At 70.0% G+C, this 19,729-nt stretch carries 18 protein-coding genes and 2 pseudogenes; 2 read left to right on the forward strand and 18 right to left on the reverse strand.

What is annotated here, in order from left to right; all coding sequences use genetic code 11:
- Positions 1–121 precede the first annotated feature (121 nt).
- A complete protein-coding gene (locus tag VT85_RS11275; protein WP_068414783.1) occupies positions 122–2,725 on the forward strand; it encodes an EAL domain-containing protein in 2,604 nt (867 codons plus the stop codon).
- A 25-nt stretch (positions 2,726–2,750) separates the two neighbouring features.
- On the opposite strand, the gene VT85_RS11280 is transcribed toward VT85_RS11275, so the two are convergent.
- The 16 genes and pseudogenes from VT85_RS11280 to VT85_RS11355 all read right to left on the reverse strand — a co-directional run bounded on the left by VT85_RS11280 (position 2,751) and on the right by VT85_RS11355 (position 16,693).
- The gene (locus VT85_RS11280; RefSeq protein ID WP_068414786.1) at positions 2,751–3,812 is read right to left on the reverse strand and encodes an isocitrate/isopropylmalate family dehydrogenase; all 1,062 of its coding nucleotides are present in this window, start codon (positions 3,810–3,812) and stop codon (positions 2,751–2,753) included.
- A gap of 170 nt (positions 3,813–3,982) precedes the next feature.
- Positions 3,983–5,874 (reverse strand): annotated as a pseudogene (locus VT85_RS29130) (CocE/NonD family hydrolase).
- A gap of 121 nt (positions 5,875–5,995) precedes the next feature.
- On the reverse strand, positions 5,996–7,336 hold the full coding sequence (locus VT85_RS11290) for a hypothetical protein (protein WP_197491225.1): 1,341 nt from the start codon (positions 7,334–7,336) through the stop codon (positions 5,996–5,998).
- 36 nt (positions 7,337–7,372) lie between these two features.
- Positions 7,373–8,425, reverse strand: a complete 1,053-nt coding sequence (locus VT85_RS11295) for a lactate/malate dehydrogenase family protein (protein ID WP_082858531.1) — start codon at positions 8,423–8,425, stop codon at positions 7,373–7,375.
- A gap of 76 nt (positions 8,426–8,501) precedes the next feature.
- The gene (locus VT85_RS11300; RefSeq protein ID WP_068414793.1) at positions 8,502–9,482 is read right to left on the reverse strand and encodes a class II aldolase/adducin family protein; all 981 of its coding nucleotides are present in this window, start codon (positions 9,480–9,482) and stop codon (positions 8,502–8,504) included.
- An 80-nt stretch (positions 9,483–9,562) separates the two neighbouring features.
- The gene (locus VT85_RS11305; protein WP_068414795.1) at positions 9,563–9,841 is read right to left on the reverse strand and encodes a EutN/CcmL family microcompartment protein; all 279 of its coding nucleotides are present in this window, start codon (positions 9,839–9,841) and stop codon (positions 9,563–9,565) included.
- Positions 9,838–10,638 (reverse strand): hypothetical protein, encoded by an 801-nt coding sequence (locus VT85_RS11310; RefSeq protein WP_068414799.1) that lies wholly within the window; start codon positions 10,636–10,638, stop codon positions 9,838–9,840. Before VT85_RS11310 ends, VT85_RS11305 begins: the two co-directional genes overlap by 4 nt.
- Before the next feature lie 34 nt (positions 10,639–10,672).
- Complete coding sequence (locus tag VT85_RS11315) at positions 10,673–10,930, reverse strand: EutN/CcmL family microcompartment protein (protein WP_068414802.1); 258 nt, start codon at positions 10,928–10,930, stop codon at positions 10,673–10,675.
- A gap of 28 nt (positions 10,931–10,958) precedes the next feature.
- The gene (locus tag VT85_RS11320) at positions 10,959–12,389 is read right to left on the reverse strand and encodes an aldehyde dehydrogenase family protein (protein WP_068414806.1); all 1,431 of its coding nucleotides are present in this window, start codon (positions 12,387–12,389) and stop codon (positions 10,959–10,961) included.
- A 116-nt stretch (positions 12,390–12,505) separates the two neighbouring features.
- Positions 12,506–12,823 carry a EutN/CcmL family microcompartment protein gene (locus VT85_RS11325; RefSeq protein ID WP_068414809.1) on the reverse strand — a complete coding sequence of 106 codons (318 nt, stop codon included), beginning with the start codon at positions 12,821–12,823 and terminating at the stop codon, positions 12,506–12,508.
- Between the two features lie 70 nt (positions 12,824–12,893).
- Positions 12,894–14,099, reverse strand: a complete 1,206-nt coding sequence (locus VT85_RS11330) for an acetate/propionate family kinase (RefSeq protein ID WP_068414812.1) — start codon at positions 14,097–14,099, stop codon at positions 12,894–12,896.
- Positions 14,096–14,380 carry a BMC domain-containing protein gene (locus tag VT85_RS11335; protein ID WP_068414815.1) on the reverse strand — a complete coding sequence of 95 codons (285 nt, stop codon included), beginning with the start codon at positions 14,378–14,380 and terminating at the stop codon, positions 14,096–14,098. The genes VT85_RS11330 and VT85_RS11335 overlap by 4 nt, the downstream gene beginning before the upstream one ends.
- Before the next feature lie 58 nt (positions 14,381–14,438).
- Positions 14,439–14,762 carry a BMC domain-containing protein gene (locus VT85_RS11340; RefSeq protein ID WP_068414818.1) on the reverse strand — a complete coding sequence of 108 codons (324 nt, stop codon included), beginning with the start codon at positions 14,760–14,762 and terminating at the stop codon, positions 14,439–14,441.
- Positions 14,763–14,778: 16 nt separating this feature from the next.
- Entirely contained in the window at positions 14,779–15,060 is a 282-nt protein-coding gene (locus VT85_RS11345; protein ID WP_068414821.1) for a BMC domain-containing protein, read from the reverse strand.
- Between the two features lie 89 nt (positions 15,061–15,149).
- Complete coding sequence (gene pduL, locus VT85_RS11350) at positions 15,150–15,854, reverse strand: phosphate propanoyltransferase (protein ID WP_068414823.1); 705 nt, start codon at positions 15,852–15,854, stop codon at positions 15,150–15,152.
- Complete coding sequence (locus tag VT85_RS11355; protein WP_082858966.1) at positions 15,851–16,693, reverse strand: DeoR/GlpR family DNA-binding transcription regulator; 843 nt, start codon at positions 16,691–16,693, stop codon at positions 15,851–15,853. Before VT85_RS11355 ends, pduL begins: the two co-directional genes overlap by 4 nt.
- Before the next feature lie 231 nt (positions 16,694–16,924).
- Between VT85_RS11355 and mutM the strand changes: the two genes are divergently transcribed.
- Positions 16,925–17,785: a bifunctional DNA-formamidopyrimidine glycosylase/DNA-(apurinic or apyrimidinic site) lyase gene (mutM, locus tag VT85_RS11360; protein WP_068414826.1), complete on the forward strand. Its 861-nt coding sequence runs from the start codon at positions 16,925–16,927 to the stop codon at positions 17,783–17,785.
- Positions 17,786–17,978: 193 nt separating this feature from the next.
- On the opposite strand, the gene VT85_RS11365 is transcribed toward mutM, so the two are convergent.
- A complete protein-coding gene (locus VT85_RS11365) occupies positions 17,979–18,452 on the reverse strand; it encodes a hypothetical protein (protein WP_068414829.1) in 474 nt (157 codons plus the stop codon).
- Between the two features lie 127 nt (positions 18,453–18,579).
- Positions 18,580–19,708 (reverse strand): annotated as a pseudogene (locus VT85_RS11370) (DUF1559 domain-containing protein).
- Positions 19,709–19,729 lie beyond the last annotated feature (21 nt).

A 19,729-nucleotide genomic window follows, 5' to 3' on the forward strand; every position in this document is an offset into this window, starting at 1 on the left:
CCTAGTGTCTCTCCAGGGAGTCTGGTCGTTTTGTGAGATCAAGAGGTCTGGCTCGGACCATCGTCCGGGAGGCGGTCGCGCCTCGGCCCCCTGATGTCGCTGATCGGGAAGGATAGGCCATATGTCGAGGCGATTCGGCTTCGAGCGCGAGCGGAACCTCAGTTCTTTCTCGGGGCCCCACCTCCGGGGCGGGGGAGGCGCGACGTTCCCGCCCGACCTGACCACCGGCCTGATCTGGGGGCGGGCGGCGGATGTGAAAGCTCCAGATGTGAAAGAGGATACGCCGTCCTGGCTGTGTCGGAGCGTCCTGTCGCGGACGATCCTCGAAAATTCCAAGGCGATCGTGTACGTGAAGGATCTGGAGGGGCGGTACGTCTTCATCAACCGCCAGTTCGAGGCGATGCTGGGGGTCAGCGCCCGGAATTTCCTGGGGAAGACGGACCACGATCTTTATGAACCGGAGACGGCGGAGGTCATTCGGGCCAACGACTCCCGCGTCATGGAGTCTGGCGCGGCGATCGAGATCGAGGAAGTCATCCCGGTCCCGGACCCGGGGGGGCCTCGCGTCTACGTCTCGGTGAAGGAGCCGCTCTTCGACCACGACGGGCGGGCCTACGCCCTGTGCGGGATCTCGACCGACATCACCGAGCGGAAGCGGGCCGAGGAGGCGCTGCGGTTGGGGGAGGAGCGCTATCGCTCGCTCGTCGAGGCGACCGCGGCGATCGTCTGGAGCGCGCCGGAGTCGGGCGAGTTCGAGTCCGAACAGCCCGGATGGAGCGAGTTCACCGGCCAGACCTTCGAGGAGCTGCGGGGCCGGGGCTGGCTCCACGTCGTCCACCCCGACGACCGCGAGGAGACCCTGCGCGCCTGGTCGAAGGCCCTGCGGGAGCGCGACGTCTATCGGGTGGAGCATCGGATCCGCCGGCGCGACGGGGTCTACCGCGACATGTGCGTCCGCGGGGTCCCCATCCTCGCCCCCGACGGCACGCTGCGCGAGTGGATGGGGGTCCACGTCGACGTCTCCGACCGGAAGGCCGTCGAGAAGGAGCTGCGGGAGAGCCGGCAGCGCCACGCCGCCGCGATGGCCGCGTCCGGGACGGGGACCTATCGCTGGGACTTCGCGACCGGCCAGGTGGAGTGGGACGACCAGTTGCGAGCCCTCTTCGAGGCCCCGCCGGACTTCCCGAAGACGTTCGAGGACGCCATAGGGCGGATCCATCCCGACGATCGCCCCGCGCTGATGGCGGCGATCGAGGAGGGCCGGATCCTGGGGGCCGAGACGCCGATGGAGTTCCGGGCCCTGCTCCCCGACGGCGGCGTCCGCTGGCTCAGCGGCAAGGGCCGCATCTTCCTCGACGAGGAGGGCCGCCCATCGTACTCGATCGGCGGCTGCGTCGACGTCACCAGCCTCAAGCTCGTCGAGGAGCGGATCACCCATCGCGCCAACCACGACGCCCTGACCGGCATGCCGAACCGACACATGCTGCAAGCGACGCTGGAGTCGTTCACCGCGGCCGGACCCGCCCGCGAGCGGTTCGCACTGCTGCTGCTGGACCTCGACCGATTCAAGGAGATCAACGACGCCTTCGGCCACGAACACGGCGACGCCGTGCTGCGAGGGCTGAAGCCGCGGCTCGACGGCGCGGTGACCGGCCCCGGCCTGGTCGCCCGGCTCGGCGGCGACGAGTTCGGGGTCCTCCTGGACGGCGCGGGCCCTGACGAGGCGGCGGCGACCGCCGAGGCCATCCTCGCCAGCCTGGAACGCCCGTTCTACGTCGACGGCCAGAGGTTCGAGGTGGACGCGAGCATCGGCGTGGCCCTCTTCCCCGACCACGGCCGCGACGTGGCCACGCTGATGCGGGTGGCCGACATCGCCATGTACGCCGCCAAGCGCGGCCACTCGGGCTGCGCCGTCTACCACCCCGAGCAGGACCAGTGCAATCCCCGCCGGCTGAGGCTGATCGGCGAGCTGCGGCGGGCCGTCGAGGAGGACCAGCTCCTCCTCCATTACCAGCCGAAGATCGACCTGAAGACCATGGAGGACGCCGGCGCCGAGGCCCTGGTCCGCTGGCGGCACCCCCGCGAGGGGATCCTGACCGCCGAGGCCTTCGTCCCGCTGGCCGAGGATACCGGGCTGATCCGGCCCCTGAGCCTCTGGGTCCTGGACCGGGCCCTTCGCGACGGCCGCACCCTGGCCGAATCGGGCGTCCCGCTGGCGATCGCCGTGAACATCGCCCCGGACAACCTCCAGGAACCAGGCCTGACCGCCTCGATCATCGAGCTCCTCGATCGCCACGGCATGGTCCCCGGCCGCCTGACCATCGAGGTCACCGAGGGAGCCATGATGCGGAACCCGGCGCGGGCGAAGGCCGTGCTCCGGGAGCTTCACGAGCTGGGGGTGCGGATCGCCATCGACGACTTCGGCACCGGCTACTCCTCGCTGGGCTACCTGAAAGAACTCCCGGTCGACGAGGTCAAGGTCGACCGTTCGTTCGTGGTGGACATGGCCGTCAGCCGGCGAGACGCCTGCATCGTCCGCTCGGTGATCGACCTGGGCCACAACCTGGGCCTCCGGGTCGTCGCCGAGGGGGTCGAGAACGAGGCCACCCTGGACCTCCTCCGCGACTGGGGGTGCGACCTGGTGCAGGGGTTCCACCTGGGCCGTCCGCTCCCGGTGGCGGACCTGATGATGAGGCGTCGGTGCGCCGGCGTCCTCGCCTCGTGAGCCAGGCCGGGCGGCCCGGACAGGGTCAGCCGGCCGGTTCGGCCGATTGCGGCCGGGACTTCTCCGCGACGCGCCGGGCGACCGCCTCGGCGACGGCCTCGGTGAACGACGAGGTCGATTCCGTCCCCCCCAGGTCGGGCGTGCGCACCCCCTCGCGGAGGAGGTCGAGCGTGGCGTTCTTCACCGCCTGGCCCAGGCTGATTTCGCCGAGCTGGTAGAGCAGCATCGAGAAGGCCAGGAAGATGGCCGTGGGGTTGGCCAGCTGCTTGCCGGCGATGTCCGGCGCGGTGCCGTGGGCGGCGTCGAACAGGGCCGTGCGGACGACGGCCGAGGCGTCGAACGCCAGGTTCGCGCTCGCGCCGATGCCCAGCGAGCCGGCCAGGCCGCACGCCATGTCCGAGAGGAAGTCGCCGTACTCGTTGAGGACCAGGACGATCTGGAACTTCTGCGGCGCCATGATGACCTTGCCGAGCAGGGCGTCGAACAGTTCGACCGAGTGCGGCACCTCGGGGAACTGGCCGGCCACCTCGTCGGCGACCTTCTCGAAGAGGCCGTCGGTCGCCTTCTGGATCGTGTACTTGGACGAGCTGGTGACCGACTTGCTCGTCTTCCGCGCCAGGTTGAACGCGTAGCGGGCCGCCTCGCGGACGGGCCGCCGCTCGACGATCCGCAGGCTCACCGCGCCGTCCTCGCCGATCATCCGGCCGGGGTCGTCGTAGGTGCCGCCGGTGGCGATCCGGACGATGTCGAGGTCGAGCTCGCGGCGGAAGTTGGTCGGCACGCCGGGGATCGTGTAGACGGGCCGGTGGATGACCGAGAGGTCCAGCCGGCGGCGGAGCACCGCGTTGGGGCTCTCCTCGGTGGTGGCCGTCGGGTGCTTCAGGGCGACCTTGGTGTCGAGGATCTTCTCGACCGCCTCGTCGTAGATCGCCTTGCCGCGGGCGCGACGGTTCTCGACCCGAAGGTCGACCGGCACGAACTCCAGGTGCACCGGGAGCGCCCCGGCCAGGCGGTGGACCGCCTCCGAGAGTTCGGCCCCGATGCCGTCGCCGAGCAGTTCCGTGACGCGATAAGACGGGCGGTTCATCGACTTCCTCTCTTGCCGCGGCGTTTCCGACGGGTCGTCCCGACTGGGAAACCTCCGCAAATTATAAACCGCGAGCCCCGCCCGGCGAAGGCGCGACCGACGTTTCCCTCCCCCACCACGCGGCCGAACCTTATTCTAGGCCACGTGGGAAGGGGGGGGCGTCCCGGCGCTCAGCGGGGCAGTTCCAGGACTTCCAGCCGCGAGGGGGCGGCGGGTTCGTGGAAGACGCGCTGGACGGCTTTCTGGAAGTCTTCGGGCTTGGCGGTGTAGACGTCCACGAGCTGCTGGGGGTTGCGGTCGACCAGGGGGAACCAGGTGCTCTGCACCTGGATCATCAGGCGGTGGCCGGAGCGGAAGGTGTGGGCCACGTCCTGCATCGTGAAGTTCACGGCGGTCGGCTGGTTGGGGGCGAACGGCTCGGGGGAGTCGAGGCCGTTGCGGTAGCGTCCCCGCATGACGTCGCCGCGGACCAGGCCCTGGAAGCTCGCCAGGGGGACGCCGTCGGTCGTCTTGCCGGCGTGGTCGTCCGGGAAGACGTCGATCAGCTTGACGATCCAGTCGGAATCGGTCCCCGAGGTCGAGACGTGGAGCTTGACCTGGATCGGCCCCACGAGGGTCAGGTCTTCGGTCAGGGGTTCGGTCTGGTAGGCCAGCACGTCGGGCCGTCGCGAGGCGAACCGCTGGTCCTGGATCATGTAGTCGCCGGTCATCCGGTTGGAGACGGCCTCGATGAACGGGACGGGCTTGGCGGGGTCGCTGACGAACTCGTCGAACGCGGGCGCCGCCGAGCCTTCGGGGGGCGTGAACGCGACCCGGCCGCCGGCGGCCAGGTGGAGCGTCTTGGGCTTGGCGGCCCGGGGGGCCAGGCGTCGAACGTCCGCCACTGGTTCGTGCCGGTCTCGAAGACCCGGGCCTCGGGGCCCGCCTCGCCCCCTTCGCCCTTCAGGTGGGCCTGGAAGAAGGGGAACTCGATCCGTTCGCGGTAGTACTCGGCCGTCTTCGAGTCGAACGCGATCGGCCCCAGCGAGGCGCCGTCGCCGCCGGCCCAGCCGCCGTGGAGCCAGGGGCCCATTACCAGGACGTTCGTCGTCCTGGGGCTGGACGCCTCCACGGCGCGATAGGTCTCCAGGGGGCCGAAGAGGTTCTCGGCGTCGTACCAGCCGCCGACGTTCAGGACGGCCGGCTTGACGTTCTTGAGGTGGGGGCGGATGTCGCGCGCCTTCCAGAAGTCGTCGTAGTCGGCGTGCTTCATCATCTCGTCCCAGAACGGGAGTTCGCCCTTGAAGTAGCGGGCGTCGGCGTTGGCGAGCGGCCCCAGGTCGAGGAAGAAGGCGTAGCCGTCGGCCTTGTCGTTGTACATCGTGCGGTCGTAGACGTTCCGCTTGACCGGGGTCGGCCGGGGGTGGGCGAAGCTCGACATGAAGTTGAACGCGTGGGCCAGGAAGAAGGCCCCGTTGTGGTGCCAGTCGTCGCCGGCGAACCAGTCGGCGATCGGCGCCTGGGGCGACGACGCCTTGAGCGCCGGGTGGGCGTCGATCATCCCCATCGACGTGTAGAAGCCGGGGTACGAGATCCCCCACTGGCCCACCTTGCCGTTGTTGCCGCCGACGTTCTTCAGCAGCCACTCGATCGTGTCGTACGTGTCCGTGCTCTCGTCGATCTCCACGGCGTCGGTCTTGATCGGCCGGTGCGGACGCATATTGACGTACTCGCCCTCCGACATGTACCGCCCTCGCACGTCCTGATACGCGAAGATGTAGCCGTCGCGGCTGAACAGCGGGGAGGGGCCCAGCTCGGAGCGGTAGGCGTCGGCGCCGTAGGGGGCCACGCCGTACGGCGTCCGGTTGAGCAGGATCGGGTAGACCTTCGTCCGGTCCTTGGGGACGTAGACCGCCGTGAACAGGCGGACGCCGTCGCGCATCGGGATCAGGAACTCGTACTTGGTGTAGCTCGACCTGATGGAATCCGGCTCCTCGCCGACCGCCGTCGTCGCGGGGAGCAGGAGGAGGAGCGCCGCGGCGCAGGCGGCGGCCAGGGCTCGATTCGAACGGACCGACTTCATGCGATTCTCCCCGCCCGAGGGCGGCTCCGTTTCGATGGACGGCGGGCCGGCCCCGTCCGAGGAGAGGGGGGGCCGAGCCGCGTGACCAAGGAAACAGGGTACGGGAATCGCCCGCCCGATGTCAGCGCCCCAGTCCCAGCCGGGACCGGTGGTAGGCCAGCCGGTCGGCCGGGTTCATCCGCCCGAAGTCGGGCGAGCCGAGGGTCGCCGGCGCGCCGTTCTCGTACGCGCGGGTGGATCGCGACTCCGTCACCAGCGGCCGAGGCGCGGCGTGGGCGCCGTTCCCGTTCGACCCGTGGGCGCCGTTCCCGTTCGCCGAGGGCTGCGCCGCGAAGAGGCTGGGCGCCGGGCTCGCCGCCGGGGCCGGGGCCGCGGGCTTCGAGGAGGGGGGGACGGTCACGGACTTGCCGCCGGCGTAGCTCATCGACTGCTCGGTGATCTGGAGGTCGTCCTCCAGCGAGCGGTGGGGGGCGACGCCCAGCTTGCCCAGCACCGCGTGGTAGGCCTTCACCGCGTCGACCGGGTGGATGACGCCGTCGACGATCAGGCGGAGGAACTGCACGAACGCGAGCTGGTTCTCCGCGTTGTTGATCTTGCGGCCGAAGAGGGCGACCTTGGCCCCGTGCTTCTGGGCGTCGTGCAGGAGCTGGAAGGCGTCGCGGGTGGTGCCCGACGAGCCGCCGAGGATGCCGACGACCAGATGGGGGTCGAACCGGACCAGCTCCTCCATCGCCTTGGGGCCGTGGTAGACGATCTTGAGGAAGACGGGGCGCCCGGCCGGGGCGACGCCCGCCAGCATCCTCGTGATCATGTCGTTGAGGTAGAAGGGGAGGATCTCGGGCGACAGGCCGGTCTCGACGTTGGGGTCGAAGACCTCCAGGAAGTAGCGGAAGCCCTTGCGCTCGGCCTCCTCGCGGAAGGCGTGGAAGCGTTCGAGGGTCTCCAGGTCGAGCCGGAGGTCGTTGTTGAAGGTGACGCTGTAGAGCCCCAGGTCGGCGCCCCGCGTCCGTTCCTCGGGCTTGCAGTCGAGATGGCCGCACATCGCGTGGTCGAGGCTCGCGGTGCGGAACGGGCGGGCCGGCTGGGCGGCGTACGAGGACTCGCGGGCCAGGTGGATGTCGGTGGTGTCGTTGGCGCGGATGGCGGGCGTGACGGCCGAGTCGTCGAACAGGCGTTCGCCGAAGGTCAGGGCGTAGTTCGAGCTGGCCGACATGAGCATGATGTCGACGAGCCCCTGGCGGGTGATCAGCCGCATCTGCTCGCGGTACTGTTCGAGCGTCTTGAACCGGACCTCGCCGGCGTGCAGCTCGGGCGACTGGCCGGGCGCGCCGAGGCCCAGGGCCATGTCGGCGTCCTTGGCGTCGGCCAGGATGAACTCCCGGCAGTTCGGGTTCGCGTGGATCGCGGCGAGCTTGCGGTCGAGCGACTTCAACATCTCAGCGGCCCCCTCGGCCGTAGCCATTGCCGTTTCCATTGCCGTTGCCGAGACCCGAGACGGTCACGCGCGACGCCGCGCCGACGATCGGCCCGCCCCCCCGCCGCCCATCGTCACGCGGACGGGCCGCGGACCGGATTCGGCGGGCTTGCTCGACGCCGCCGGGACCTTGCCGGCGGCCTTCGGATTCCCCTTCAAAACCTGATCGATGGTCTCGCGGAGGACCTGCGCCGAACGCTGGAGCGCCGACGTTTCCTTCGTCCAGAGCTCGATCTCGCGCTGGGCGACGACCCCCGCCCGGCCGACGGCCGTGGGGATCGACAGGCAGACGTCGCGGATGCCGTACGGGCCGTTCACCAGCGACGACACCGGCAGGATCCGCCGCGAGTCCAGCGCGACCGCGTGGACGACCTCGCGGATCGAGAGGCCGACGGCGAACCCCGCGCCCCCCTTCAGCTTGATGACCTCGGCCCCGCTCCCCTTGGCGCGGGCGAAGAGCGACTCCCCCAGCGCCGGCGACCAGCCCGGGAACTTCTCCAGCGGCAGCCCGGCGGCCTGCGCGGCCGACCAGATCGGCACCATGCTGTCGCCGTGCTCGCCCAGGATCGTCGCCGTGACCTGCGTCGGCGGCAGCTTGAGCGCCTCGGCGATCAGGCTGCGGAACCGGGCGGTGTCGAGCTGCGTCCCCAGGCCGATCACCTGCGAGGCGGGGAGCCCCAGCCGGTTGGTCGCCAGGTAGGTGAGCACGTCGACCGGGTTCGAGACGACCAGGACGATCGCCTCGCGCTTGAGCCCGGCGGCCTTCACCTGATCCAAAATTGTCAGGAACAGCTCGACGTTGCGGTTGATGAGATCGAGCCGGCTCTCGTCGGGCTTGCGACGGAGGCCGGCGGTGATCATGACGAGGTCGCTCTCGGGGATCGCCTCGTAGCCCGTCGCGCGGATCACCTGATCGGCCGTCAGCGACGCGCCGTGGAGCAGGTCGAGCGCCTGCCCCTTGCAGGGGTCGGCGTTGACGTCGATCAGGTCGATCCCGCCCACGACCCCGCCGCATTGCAAGGCGAAGGCCGCGCACGAGCCGACCAGTCCGCCGCCGCCGATGATGCTGACTTTCATGACCGGGTCGTCCTTGGGACTTTCGATCCGCTCGAATGGACGGGACTCGACTTCTCGACTCGCGGCGCGGGATCGGTCACTTCGCGGAACCGTTGAGCGCGCTCATGACCTGATCGGTGATCGACCGGACCAGGGCGTCGACGTCCGTGCCGGACGCGGAGCCGTTTCCGGACGCGGAGCCGTTGGCCGAGGGCTTCGCCGACGGGGCCGGGGCGGCGGCGGAGCCGGGGAACTCGGCGCGGCCGACGGTGCAGCCGCAGGTGGAGGTCTCGCCCGCCTGCGCGGCCTGGTCGATCAGCTTGGGGTGGACGAAGACCTTGGCCTCGGGGCTGAAGTCCCCGTAGCCCTCGCGGAACAGGCTGTTGCCGCAGAGGTCGCAGTTCTCGAGCCCGCGGGTGAGCCGGGGGTCGGGGATGCCGAGGAGGGGCTTGAGCTTGATCAGCTCGGCGGCCTTGTCGTCGCCGTAGTAGTTCACCCGGCCGATCTGCTTGGCCAGGATCAGGATCCGGCAGTAGGCGTCGATGATCTCGGTCTTGAAGTAGGCGTCCTCAAGGTCCGTCCCCAGCGTGAGCGTGCCGTGGTTGGCCAGGAGGATCGTCTCGGTGTCCTTGACGTACGGCAGGATCGTGTCGGCGAAGGCCTGGCCGCCCGGGGTTTCGTACGGGGAGATGGCGATCTCGCCCAGGAAGACCTCGATCTCCGGGAGGACGCACTTGGGCACCGGCTCGCGGGCGACGGCGAAGGCCGTGGCGTGGGGCGGGTGGCAGTGGACGCACGAGCGGAGGTCGGGGCGGGCCTTCAGCGCCGTGAGGTGCAGGAGCATCTCGCTGGAGCGCTTGCGCTTGCCGGAGACCTGCTTGCCGTCCATGTCGATGATGCAGAGGTCGTCGGGCTTCATGAAGCCCTTGGAGACGCGGGTCGGCGTGCAGAGGACGCGATCCTCGCTCAGGCGGTAGCTGATGTTGCCGTCGTTGGCCGCCGCGAATCCCTTGTTGTAGATCCGACGGCCGATCTCGCACATCGTCTCCCGCAACTTCCACTCGTTCATTTCGCTCATGGCCGATCCTCGCTTCGCCGTCGTGGGATTGTCGTATTTCGCCGTGTGGATGGATTCGCGTCCGGTGTTCGGGGCCGCGATCAGAACGAGATCGCGTCGAGCAGGCAGGCGCAGTAGGCGTCGATGGGGGCCTTCTCCTTGCCGAACGGGTTGGCCGCCTCGCCCCCCTCGCTCAGCCCGATCAGGTCGCCGAGGCCGACGCCCAGGCGGTCGTAGGCGACCACGTCGTCGCCGCGCGACGAATCGCCGTCGCGGAGGGCGGCCAGGGTCATCGGCAGGACGATGGGGAACCGCGCCCCCCGCAGTCTGGGATGGGCCCGCGACAGCGTCACGCGGCCCACGACCTCGGCGATCCTCATGGCGTCCTCCCGTCTTCGCGGCATGTTTCGATCAGGTCTCGGGGGGCGCCGGCCCGCCGAAACGCGGTCGCGAGCTGCTTGATCCAGGCGATCGACTTGCCGGCCGGGTCGACCACGATCAGGTTCGCGCCCAGGGTTTGCGTGGCGCGGTGGACGTCGGCCGGCTCGGCGGCGAACGCGGCCCGGACCCCGGGGGCCCGGCACGCCCGCCAGACGGCCGTCGCGCCGTCGGAGGTGACCAGGAACACGCCCCGGCCTTCCCCCCCTTCGAGCCATTCCACGGCGGCGTCGACCGACGCCTCCAGCTCGCGCCAGAGGCCCGCGTCTTCGAGGAACGAGCGTTGCAGCGCGTCCAGCCAGCCCGCGCCGGGCTCGACCGCGAACGCCCATTCCCCCCGCGGCGCCGCGGCGACTTCGGCCGCCCCGGCGAGCCGGACGACGATCCCGCGCCGCTTCAAGAGGTCGCGGGCCAGGGGGGTGACGACCGTCCCCGCCGCAATCCGGACCGAACCCGCGTCGGCCGCGAGGGCCTCGGCGTGCCGGAGCGAGAACAGGCGGTCGGTGAAGACCGATTCGGAGGGCGTCGCCGGAGCCTTCGCCGGGACCGGATTCGGCCGGGCCAAGGGTCGGGTCCGCGAGGCGAAGAGTCCGGCCAGGACCGAACGCACGGCCTCGTCGACGGCGCGGATGGGATCGAGACGGCGCGGGGGGGCGAAGACCGGCGCCGGGATCGTCCCCGGGGCCGCGGCCGTCGTCCGCCTCATCGTCTCGTATCGGTCCCACGTCGTCTGGCTCATCGCGATCGTTCCGCATCCTTCTTCTTCGTCGACTTCAAGACCGGTCGGGCATCCCGAGGACGCTCCAGCGCCCCGGCGTCTTGCGGCCGAGGAGCCCCTGGAGCAGGGCTCCGTCGCTGGTCAGGAGCACCCGATCCCCCCTCCCCGCGCCGAGGCGGTCGAAGGCCAGGACGGGCTCGCCGTCGGGCCGGCCGTCGGCCGTCTCAAGCTGGACGACCAGCAGCCGCTCCTTCTCGAACGTCGGGTCCTTCACGGTGGAGGTCGCCGTGGCGACCACGCGGCCGAGCTGCATCGGGGGGCCCCTCGCTGGCTTCGATCGATCAGGCGAACCGGAAGCCGCCGGCGATGGCCGTCCGGCGCTGGCGGCAGAAGGTCAGGGGGGTGGTCACCCCTTCACCCGTCGGCCCGGCGATCGAGAACGAGGCGACGGCCTCGCCCCCCAGGCCGGCCAGGCACGAGCCGTTGACGACGAAGATGGTGCAATCCATCAGCTTGCCCATCCGGGACATCACGCCGATGTCGCGCGAGTGGAGGATCGCCGTGTGGCCGTAGCCGTGCTCGCTGGCGTGGGCCAGCGTCAGGGCGCGGTCGACGTCCGGCGTCTTCACGAACGGCACGAACGGCATCATCTGCTCGACCTGGACGAACGGATGGTCCGCCCCCGTCTCGCCGTAAAGGAGCTGCGTCGCGGCGGGGATCTTGACCCCCGCGTGCGCCGCCAGGATGGCCGGGTCTTTCCCCACCAGCTCCTTGCGGACGTGCGGCTTGCCGTCGTCGCCGTTCTCGAAGGCCGCGCGGGTGAGCGACTCGATCTGGGGGGCGGTCAGGCGGAAGGCCTGGTACTTGGGCATCAGCTCCATCAGCTTGTCGAAGATCGCGCCGACCGCGAAGACTTCCTTCTCGCCGATGCAGAGGAGGTTGTTGTCGAACGCCGCCCCCTCGACGATCGACTTCGCCGCCCGGTCCAGGTCGGCCGAGCAGTCGACCACGACCGGCGGGTTGCCCGGCCCGGCGACGATCGCGCGACGCTTGCTCGACAGGGCCGCGCGGGCCACCGCCGGGCCGCCGGTGACCACCAGGAGCTTCACCTTGGGGTGGTTGAACAGCCCGTTGGCGCTCTCGATGGTCGGCGGGTCGATGATCGTCAGGAGGTTCTCCAGGCCGATCGCCTCGGCGATGGCCTTGTTGAACTTCCGGACCCCCAGGGCGGCGATCTTGTGGCCCGACGGGTGGGCGTTGAAGACGACCGTGTTGCCCGAGGCCAGCATGCTGATCGCGTTGGCGGCCAGCGTCGGCAGGCTGTGGGTGACCGGCGTGATGGCCCCGATGACGCCGAACGGCGTGTAGTCGGTCAGCGTCACGCCCTGGTCGCCGCTGGCGTTGTCGGTCCGCAGGTACTCGACGCCCGGGATGATCGGGATCGTCTCGCGCAGCTTGGCGATCTTGTGGTCGAGCCGGCCGACCTGCGTCTCTTCCAGCTCCAGCCGGCCCAGCTCCTCGGCCTGCTCCACGCAGATCTGGCGGATGATCGCGACGGCCTTCTTGCGGTCGAGCAGGGGCCGGTCGCGGAACGCCCGGAAGGCCGAATCGGCGGCCGCAACCGCCCCCTCGACCGTCGGGAAGACCCCGAGGTCGCCGGACGGCGCCTGGCCGTTCGGGCCGGCGTGGCCGTTGGTCGGCGCGGGACCGGTCCCCATCTGGGTGAGGACCTGCTGGACCACGTTGCGGATCAGATCTTCAGTCGTTTGCATGACGGACACCGGGGTTCCTGGGCTGGGGCGAGGTCCATGCGTCGGCTTGCGGGACGGCTTGGTTCGGAGCGAGGCGGGCCGGGGACGGCCCCTGCGGCTTCATCCGTTCGTCGGGTTTACGATTCGGACCTGGTCGAGAAGACGACGCGGCCCCGGACGTCGACGGCGTCGACCAGGCCGATGACCACGGCGTCGATGGGGAGCTTCTCGGTCTCGGGCGTCATCCGGGCGCTCGAGCCCTGGCAGACGAGCACCATCTCGTCGAGCCCCGCCCCGAGGGCGTCGACGACCACGAACGTCCGGCCGGTCGGGACCAGGCGGTCGCCCCCCTTCTCGTCGATCCGGTAGGGCTCGACGATCAGGAGCTTGTGTCCGGTCATCGAGGCGACCTTCTGGGTCGCCACCAGGCTTCCCGTCACGCGGGCCAGGAACATCGTCTGGGGGTCCTGTGGGGCTGGGGCCGGTTCGTTCGCGTCGTCGTTCGTTTGGTCGGTCGATCGGGGATCAGGCCATCGCTGTGCGGCCCGATTCCAGGAGTTCCCGGGACTGGCGGGCGACCACGAGTTCCTCGTTGGTCGGCACGGTCCAGATCTGCACCCGCGAGTTCTCCGCGGAGATCCGGCGCTCGGCGGGGCCCCCGGCGTTGAGCGCGGGGTCCAGCTCGATGCCGAACCAGCCCAGGTCGCGGCAGGTCTTCGAGCGGATCAAGGACGAGTTCTCGCCGATGCCGCCGGTGAAGACGATCGCGTCAGCCCCGCCCAGTTCCAGGAGGAAGGCCCCCAGGTGATGGCGGATCGAGGCGACGAAGACGTCGAGCGCGAGCTGGGCCCGGGCGTCGCCGGTCGAGGCGGCCGACTCCACGTCGCGGACGTCGCGCGCCCCGCAGATCCCCTCCAGGCCCGACTGGTTCGCCAGGATGTCGAGGAGGTCCTCCAGGCTTCGTCCCGTCTCACGCATGAGCGCGGGGAGGGCGAAGACGTCGAAGTCGCCGACGCGGTTGTTGTGCGGCAGGCCGGACTGCGGGCTCATCCCCAGGCTGCAGGCGACCGAGGCCCCGTCGCGGATCGCCGCCAGCGACGAGCTGCCGCCCAGGTGGCACGAGATCACCTTGACGTCCTTGCGGCCGAGCAGCTCGGCCGTCCGCCACGAGATGTAGCGGTGGCTCGCGCCGTGGAACCCCCAGCGGCGGACCCCCAGGGTGGTGGCCCACTCCTCGGGGATGGCGTATCGCTGCGAGGCTTCGGGGATGGTGCGGTGGAAGCCGGTCTCGAACGCGGCGACCAGGGGCAGCTTCGGGAACCGCCCGCGGAGCATCCGCATCGCCTTGGTGTACGGCGGGTTGTGCGCCGGGGCGACGTCGGCGAAGGCCTCCATCGCTTCGAGCACCTCGTCGTCGACCAGATGGACGCCGGTCAGGTTGCGGGCGTGGACGGCCTTGAAGCCGATCGCCGAGACCTCGGAGGCGTCGGCCAGGACGCCGATCTCCGGATCGGTGAGCTGTTCCAGGCAGAGCTGGACGGCGTCGCCGTGGTCGGCGATCGGCCGTTCCGACTCCCGGGTCCCCTTGGGGGTCGTGACCGACACCCGGGACGAGGGGGAGCCGATCCGGTCGATCGCCCCCCGGGCCAGGACCGGCTCGGCCGGGTCGCCCATGTCGAACAGGCGGTACTTGAAGCTGGTGCTGCCCAGGTTGGCGACGAGGACTTTCAACGCGAGCCCCCCAGGTAGGCGCGGACGATGGCGGCTCCGGGCCGCGGGATGACGTGGGCGGCGCGGAGTTCGCCGGCCTTGGCGGCGGCTTCGGCGCCGGCCTCGACGGCGGCGCGGACGCTGCTGACGTCGCCCCGGACCATCACGCTGACGACGCCGCCGTCCAGCTTGATGATCGGGGTGGCCAGCTCCACGGACGCCGCCTTGAGCATGGCGTCGACCGCGTTGATCAGGCAGACCAGGCCCATCGTCTCGATGAGGCCCAGCGCTTGGCCGTTCATGATCTCGGCTCCCTGTCTAGTCTGAGTGTGGGGTCGAAGAATCGGGCGGGGCCGGATCTCAGCCCAGGAACGTGCGGAGGACCGCCGCGTCGGGCCGGGGGATGACGTGGGCGCTGACCAGCTCGCCGACGCGGCTGGCGGCCTCGGCCCCGGCCTCGACGGCGGCGCGGACGCTGCCGACGTCGCCCCGGACGAGGGTCGTGATGAACGACCCGCCGACCGAGACCTTGCCGGCCAGGGTCACGTTCGCGGCCTTGAGCATCGCGTCGGTCGCCTCGATGACGCCCACGAGCCCCTTGGTTTCGATCAGTCCGAGCGCCTCGCCGTTCATCCCCTGGCTCCCAATACTCCCGCGGGTCGCGGGCTTCTGTGCCGTCGCCATCTCTTGGGGCTCCTTCTCAGCTGGTGGCCTTGGGGGCCGCCGCCTTGGTGAACGACAGGATGCCGCCGAGGTCCTCGTGCGGCCGGGGGATGACCTGGACGCTGACGACCTCGCCGATCCGGCTGGCCGCCGCGGCCCCGGCGTCGACCGCCGCCTTCACCGCCGCCACGTCGCCGGCCACGAACGCCGTCACCAGGCCGCTGCCGACCTTGTCCCAGCCGACCAGCTCCACGTTCGCCGCCTTCAGCATGGCGTCGCTCGCTTCGACGAGAGCCACGAACCCCTTGGTTTCGATCATTCCGAGCGCTTCGAGGGATGCAGAGGCCACGGGGGCCCTCCTTCCGCGGGGGTGTTCAAGAAACTATCGACCGATTCGATTCGATCCGATCAGGCCTTGCTCAGGATCACGTTGGCGGCGTGCGCCAGGTCGCACGCGTTGGCTTCGTCGGTGTCGATGTGGACCTCCAGCTTCCAGTCCGGGTGGGTCCGCACGAGCAGGCCCTCCAGGGTGCTGGGGCAGGGGCTCTCGATCCGCATGTTCATCCGGTCCAGGTGCTTCACGCCGTAGTACTCGGCGTCGCGCGGGCCCATGTGGACGTGCCGCTCCGCCCGGATGACCCCCCTGGGCATCACCAGCGACCCCTTGGGGCCGATCAGCAGGCAGCCGGGGGTCTCCTCGATGTCGCCAGAGAGCCGCACCGGCACGTCGATCCCCAGGCTGATGGCGTCGGTGAACGCCAGCTCCACCTGGCTGAACTTGCGGCAGGGGCCGAGGATCCGCACGCCGGGGATCATCCGCTGGCGAGGCCCGACCACCGCCACGGTCTCCTCCGCGGCGAAGTCGGTGTCCTGGTACAGCCGCTTCATCGGCGTGAGCTGGTGCCCCTTGCCGAAGAGGACGTCCACGTCGTCCTGCGTCAGGTGGCAGTGCCGGGCCGAGATGTTGACGACCACCTTCGGCGGCCCGGCCTCGCCGTTCCCGGCGGCCGGGGCCCCGCCCGGGGCCGCGGCGCCCAGGCTCTTGAGGATGATCGACCGCACCAGGCTCTCGATCTGGTCGCGGTTCGCCGTCGCCGTCCCCGTCGCGCTCATGCCTCGGTCCTCTCGTCGGTCGCCTTGCGTGTCGGTTCCGCCGTCGTCTTCCCGCCCGGCCCGTCCCAAATTTCCGGCCCGGCCGTGTGCACGATCACCCCGGCCGCCTCCAGCATCGCCCGCTGGGATTCGGGCGTCCGGGCGTCGCACACCAGTCGCGTGACCTCGTCCAGCCCGCAGAGCTTCGCCAGCGCCAGCCGGCCGAACTTCGTCCAGTCGGCCGCGATCACCACTTCCTGGCCGCAGGCCATCATCTGCCGCTCGGTCTCGACCAGCAGCAGGTTGGAGTTGTACACCCCGTCGGCCATGATCCCGCCCGCGCCCAGGATCGCCTTTCGAACCCGGATCCCCTGCATCATCGCGATCGCCAGCGGGCCCAGCGCCACCCCCGTCCTCGGGTAGACGTAGCCCCCGATCAGGATCAGGTCCGACCGCGGGCTCGACGCCGCAAGCTGCGCGATCGGTAGGCTGTTCGTCACCAGCTGGACGTGGATGTCCCGCTCCAGGATCGCCCGGGCCACCTCCAGCGTCGTCGTGCCGCCGTCCAGCAGCACCGTGTCGCCGTCCTCGATCAGGGCCGCCGTCGCAGCGCCGATCGCCCGCTTCTCGGCCATCGCCGTGTGCGTCCGCTCGTCGAACGCCGGCATCCCCCGGGCCTCCCCGGAGAACACCGCGCCGCCGTGGGTCCGCTTCACCCCTCCGGAGAGATCCAGCGCCTCCAAATCGCGGCGGATCGTGCTCTCGGAGACCTGCAGCTTCTTCACCAGCTCGTCGAGCGTCGCATAGCCCTGCTTCGAGATCAGCTCGCGGAGCTGCCGGCGTCGCGTCTCTGGAAGCATGGGCGACCTGTTCTGGTAGGATTCCCGCACGATCAACGGAGTTTAGTTTCCATCGCGGTGAAAGCCCTGTCAAGAACTTTCGGTGGGCTTGACGGAGTTTGACTGATTCTTGACGGAATCTGCATGAAATCCGTCGGGTTCCGGGCGGGCCGCCTCCGTCCGTATAATGGGTGGTCCTTCGCGTCCTCGCCCCTTGCGCTCTCTCCGTTCCCCCCGCCCGCCGAGGTGCCGATGCCGGAACTCCCCGAGGTCGAGACGATGGTGCGCGGGCTCCGGCCCGCGCTGGAGGGGCGGACGGTCGATCGCATGGAACTGCACGACCCGAGCTTGCTTCAGGGATGCACGGCCGAGGAGTTTGCGGCGCGGGGCGTCGGGGTGCGGGTCGCGAGGGTGGGGCGCCGGGGCAAGTGGGTCGTCGTCGAACTCGCCGACAGGGGGATGATCGTCATTCAGCCTCGGATGACTGGAGGCTTTTGGCTCGTCGACCCCCCCCGACCCGAGCACGTCCGCCTGACGTTCCGGCTGGCGAACCCCGAGGCTTCGATCTGGTTCTGCGACGCCCGTCGCCTGGGCCGGATCATCCGGTTCGACGGCCCCGAAGACGCCGAGGCGGCCTTCGCCCGCGCCCACGGCCCCGACGCTTTGACGATCGCCCGCGACGACCTGGCCGCGCGGTTGAAGCGGACCCGGCGGGGGATCAAGCCGACGCTCATGGACCAGAAGGTGCTCGCCGGGATCGGCAACATCTACGCCGACGAGATCCTGTTCCAGTCTCGGCTGCACCCGCTCCAGGTGTCGGCCGAGTTGACCGCGCGCGAGGTCGACCGGCTGCACGCGGCGATCGAGCCGGTGCTGGCGAGGGCGATCGCCGCCGAAGGGTCCAGCTTCGACGCCGGCTACCGGACCGTCCTGGGCCTGGAGGGGGGCTTCCTGGCCGTCAACTCCATGTACGGCCGCGCCGGGGAGCCCTGCAAGGGCTGCGGCACCCCGGTCCAGAAGACCAAAATCGCCGGGCTGATCGGCCGCCCCACCTACCTCTGCCCGACGTGTCAGCCCTTCCGAAAGCCCCGGTCGCGGAAGTCGACCACCTAGCGGACCTTCCAGGCCCCTTCGACTTTCTTCCGGTACTTCGGGTCGGTCTGCGTGGCGATCTCGGATCGACGCCTTGGGGCCCGACTTGGAAGGGGGGGGAAAGCCGACCGGCCCGATCCTCGATGGTCCGCGAGGGACGCATCGTGGTCGGGCCGGTCGGGAGGTGATCGGAAGCTCGGAAGCGAGGTCCGGCTCAGTGCTTGGACTTGGCGGTCGAGCCGGCGGCCAGGTCGCCGGTGCCGGCGAGCTTGGCGGCCTTGAACTCGTCGGCGGTCATCTGCTTGACCGTCCGGTTGTGCATCAGGACGAGGCCGCCCGATGTGGGGACCTCCTTGGCGTAGGCGAGGACGTCGTCGGCCGGATCGGTCGTGGCCGGGCCTTCCATGACGTCCTTGATCTCCACGCCGGCGCGGGCGATCACGTCGCCGTCCTTGAGCGCCTTGAAGCCCAGGGGGGCCACGGTGTCGAGCGGGGCGAAGTCGGCGAGGGAATTCGCGGGCTTCTTCTTGGAGAAGGCGTACTGGCGGTACATCTCGCCGATGTCGTTGAGCACGAAATCGGTCTTGTTCGTCTCGGTGAGCGGGGCCGTCTCGGGGCCGCCGCAGCCGGTGATCGTCGCGACGAGGCCGAGGGAGAGTGCGAGGGCCGCAAGTTGATGAGAGCGCATATCGCCTGTTCGTCCGGATCGGGATGATGGGGGCGGAAATGAAAAAGGAGACGGCCCAGGGCGGGCCGCCTCCCCGGTCAGGCTGGAGCGAGGGCCGGGAGGCGGGTCGAGGCCCCCCGACTCGGGCTCAGTAGGCGTCGGAGCTGACGATCTCGCCGCCGGCCTTGGTGCCGAGGGCCATCCAGGCCTGGGGATTGATCGAATCCTTGATGAACCGGACCGAGCCGTCGGCGAAGGCCGCGTTCGCGCCGCCGGAGTGGTAGCTGCGGGCGGCGAGGTGGCCGTTGTTGAACGCCCCGCCCATCACGGCGCAGTCGAAGAACTTCGAGTTGGGGGTGAGAGTGTGGCTGAAGTAGCCGGTCATCGGCAGGCCGCGGTAGTACTGCTGGCCGCGGTAGACGATCCGGGTGTAGTAGCCGGGGCCGCCGTAGGTGCAGTTGGGGGCTACGCCCAGGTCGCCGTCGTTGATGATGTAGACGTTGAGCGGGTCGTTGGTGGGGATGCCGCCGGTGAAGCCGCCGATCGCCGTCGTCGTCGCGGCCCGGCCCCGCCGGGTCTCTGAGAAGGTGACCGTGTTGCTCGTGCCGTCGGAGACCGCCGCGACGGTGACCGGGATGGCCCGCTTCCAGCTCGGGTAGACCCGCGGCGCCGCGGTGTCGATGGTGACGTTGAAGATCCCGGACCGGGAGGTGTTGGACTCGTGCGAGAGGGCGGCGGTGCCGAGCTGCTGCGCCGCCGTGGCGCCCAGGCTCGCGACGTAGTTGGTGTAGCCCACCTCCGTCAGCTTGACGTTGATCGGATCGGACGGGCAGACGTACGCCGAGACGATCTGCGTCTGGGCGGTGAAATTGGCCGTGCCGGGGCCGAACAGGTTGATGCACTGCTCAAGGTTGAACGCGCCGTAGGCATTGGACGCTTCCAGGTAGGGCAGGAGCTGGGCGAACACGTTCGGGCGGGCTCCGCACGTGCCGGCGGCGAGCACCGGCTCGTTGTAATACGGCCCGAACCCAGGCAGGTAGGCGCCCGAAGCCGACTCGGCGTTGGCCAGGGCCAGGCCCATCTGCTTCAGATTGTTGGTGCACTGGGCGCGGCGGGCGGCCTCGCGCCGACTGGACGGCCGGCAGCAGGAGCGCAATCAATACAGCGATGATTGCAATCACTACCAGCAGTTCGATCAGGGTGAAACCACGGCGACTGGGTCGCGTTTTCAGGCGGGGATTCCTGTGTTCGTTCGACGAGGATGGATGATGAGACATCGCGACGTGGAGACGCAGCGA

The sequence above is a fragment of the Planctomyces sp. SH-PL62 genome, from assembly GCF_001610895.1.
GTDB lineage: Bacteria > Planctomycetota > Planctomycetia > Isosphaerales > Isosphaeraceae > Paludisphaera.

Coding starts and splice junctions, on each gene's coding strand:
- VT85_RS11280 (WP_068414786.1), bottom strand. CDS start 3,812: ATGAACCGCCCGTCTTATCGCGTCACGGAACTGCTCGGCGACGGCATC.
- VT85_RS11315 (WP_068414802.1), bottom strand. CDS start 10,930: ATGCAGCTCGGCCGCGTGGTCGCCACGGCGACCTCCACCGTGAAGGAC.
- VT85_RS11295 (WP_082858531.1), bottom strand. CDS start 8,425: ATGAAAGTCAGCATCATCGGCGGCGGCGGACTGGTCGGCTCGTGCGCG.
- VT85_RS11335 (WP_068414815.1), bottom strand. CDS start 14,380: ATGAACGGCCAAGCGCTGGGCCTCATCGAGACGATGGGCCTGGTCTGC.
- VT85_RS11320 (WP_068414806.1), bottom strand. CDS start 12,389: ATGCAAACGACTGAAGATCTGATCCGCAACGTGGTCCAGCAGGTCCTC.
- VT85_RS11310 (WP_068414799.1), bottom strand. CDS start 10,638: ATGAGCCAGACGACGTGGGACCGATACGAGACGATGAGGCGGACGACG.
- mutM (WP_068414826.1), top strand. CDS start 16,925: ATGCCGGAACTCCCCGAGGTCGAGACGATGGTGCGCGGGCTCCGGCCC.
- VT85_RS11325 (WP_068414809.1), bottom strand. CDS start 12,823: ATGTTCCTGGCCCGCGTGACGGGAAGCCTGGTGGCGACCCAGAAGGTC.
- VT85_RS11275 (WP_068414783.1), top strand. CDS start 122: ATGTCGAGGCGATTCGGCTTCGAGCGCGAGCGGAACCTCAGTTCTTTC.
- VT85_RS11290 (WP_197491225.1), bottom strand. CDS start 7,336: ATGGCTACGGCCGAGGGGGCCGCTGAGATGTTGAAGTCGCTCGACCGC.
- VT85_RS11365 (WP_068414829.1), bottom strand. CDS start 18,452: ATGCGCTCTCATCAACTTGCGGCCCTCGCACTCTCCCTCGGCCTCGTC.
- VT85_RS11305 (WP_068414795.1), bottom strand. CDS start 9,841: ATGAGGATCGCCGAGGTCGTGGGCCGCGTGACGCTGTCGCGGGCCCAT.
- pduL (WP_068414823.1), bottom strand. CDS start 15,854: ATGAGCGCGACGGGGACGGCGACGGCGAACCGCGACCAGATCGAGAGC.
- VT85_RS11340 (WP_068414818.1), bottom strand. CDS start 14,762: ATGGCGACGGCACAGAAGCCCGCGACCCGCGGGAGTATTGGGAGCCAG.
- VT85_RS11300 (WP_068414793.1), bottom strand. CDS start 9,482: ATGAGCGAAATGAACGAGTGGAAGTTGCGGGAGACGATGTGCGAGATC.
- VT85_RS11345 (WP_068414821.1), bottom strand. CDS start 15,060: ATGATCGAAACCAAGGGGTTCGTGGCTCTCGTCGAAGCGAGCGACGCC.
- VT85_RS11355 (WP_082858966.1), bottom strand. CDS start 16,693: ATGCTTCCAGAGACGCGACGCCGGCAGCTCCGCGAGCTGATCTCGAAG.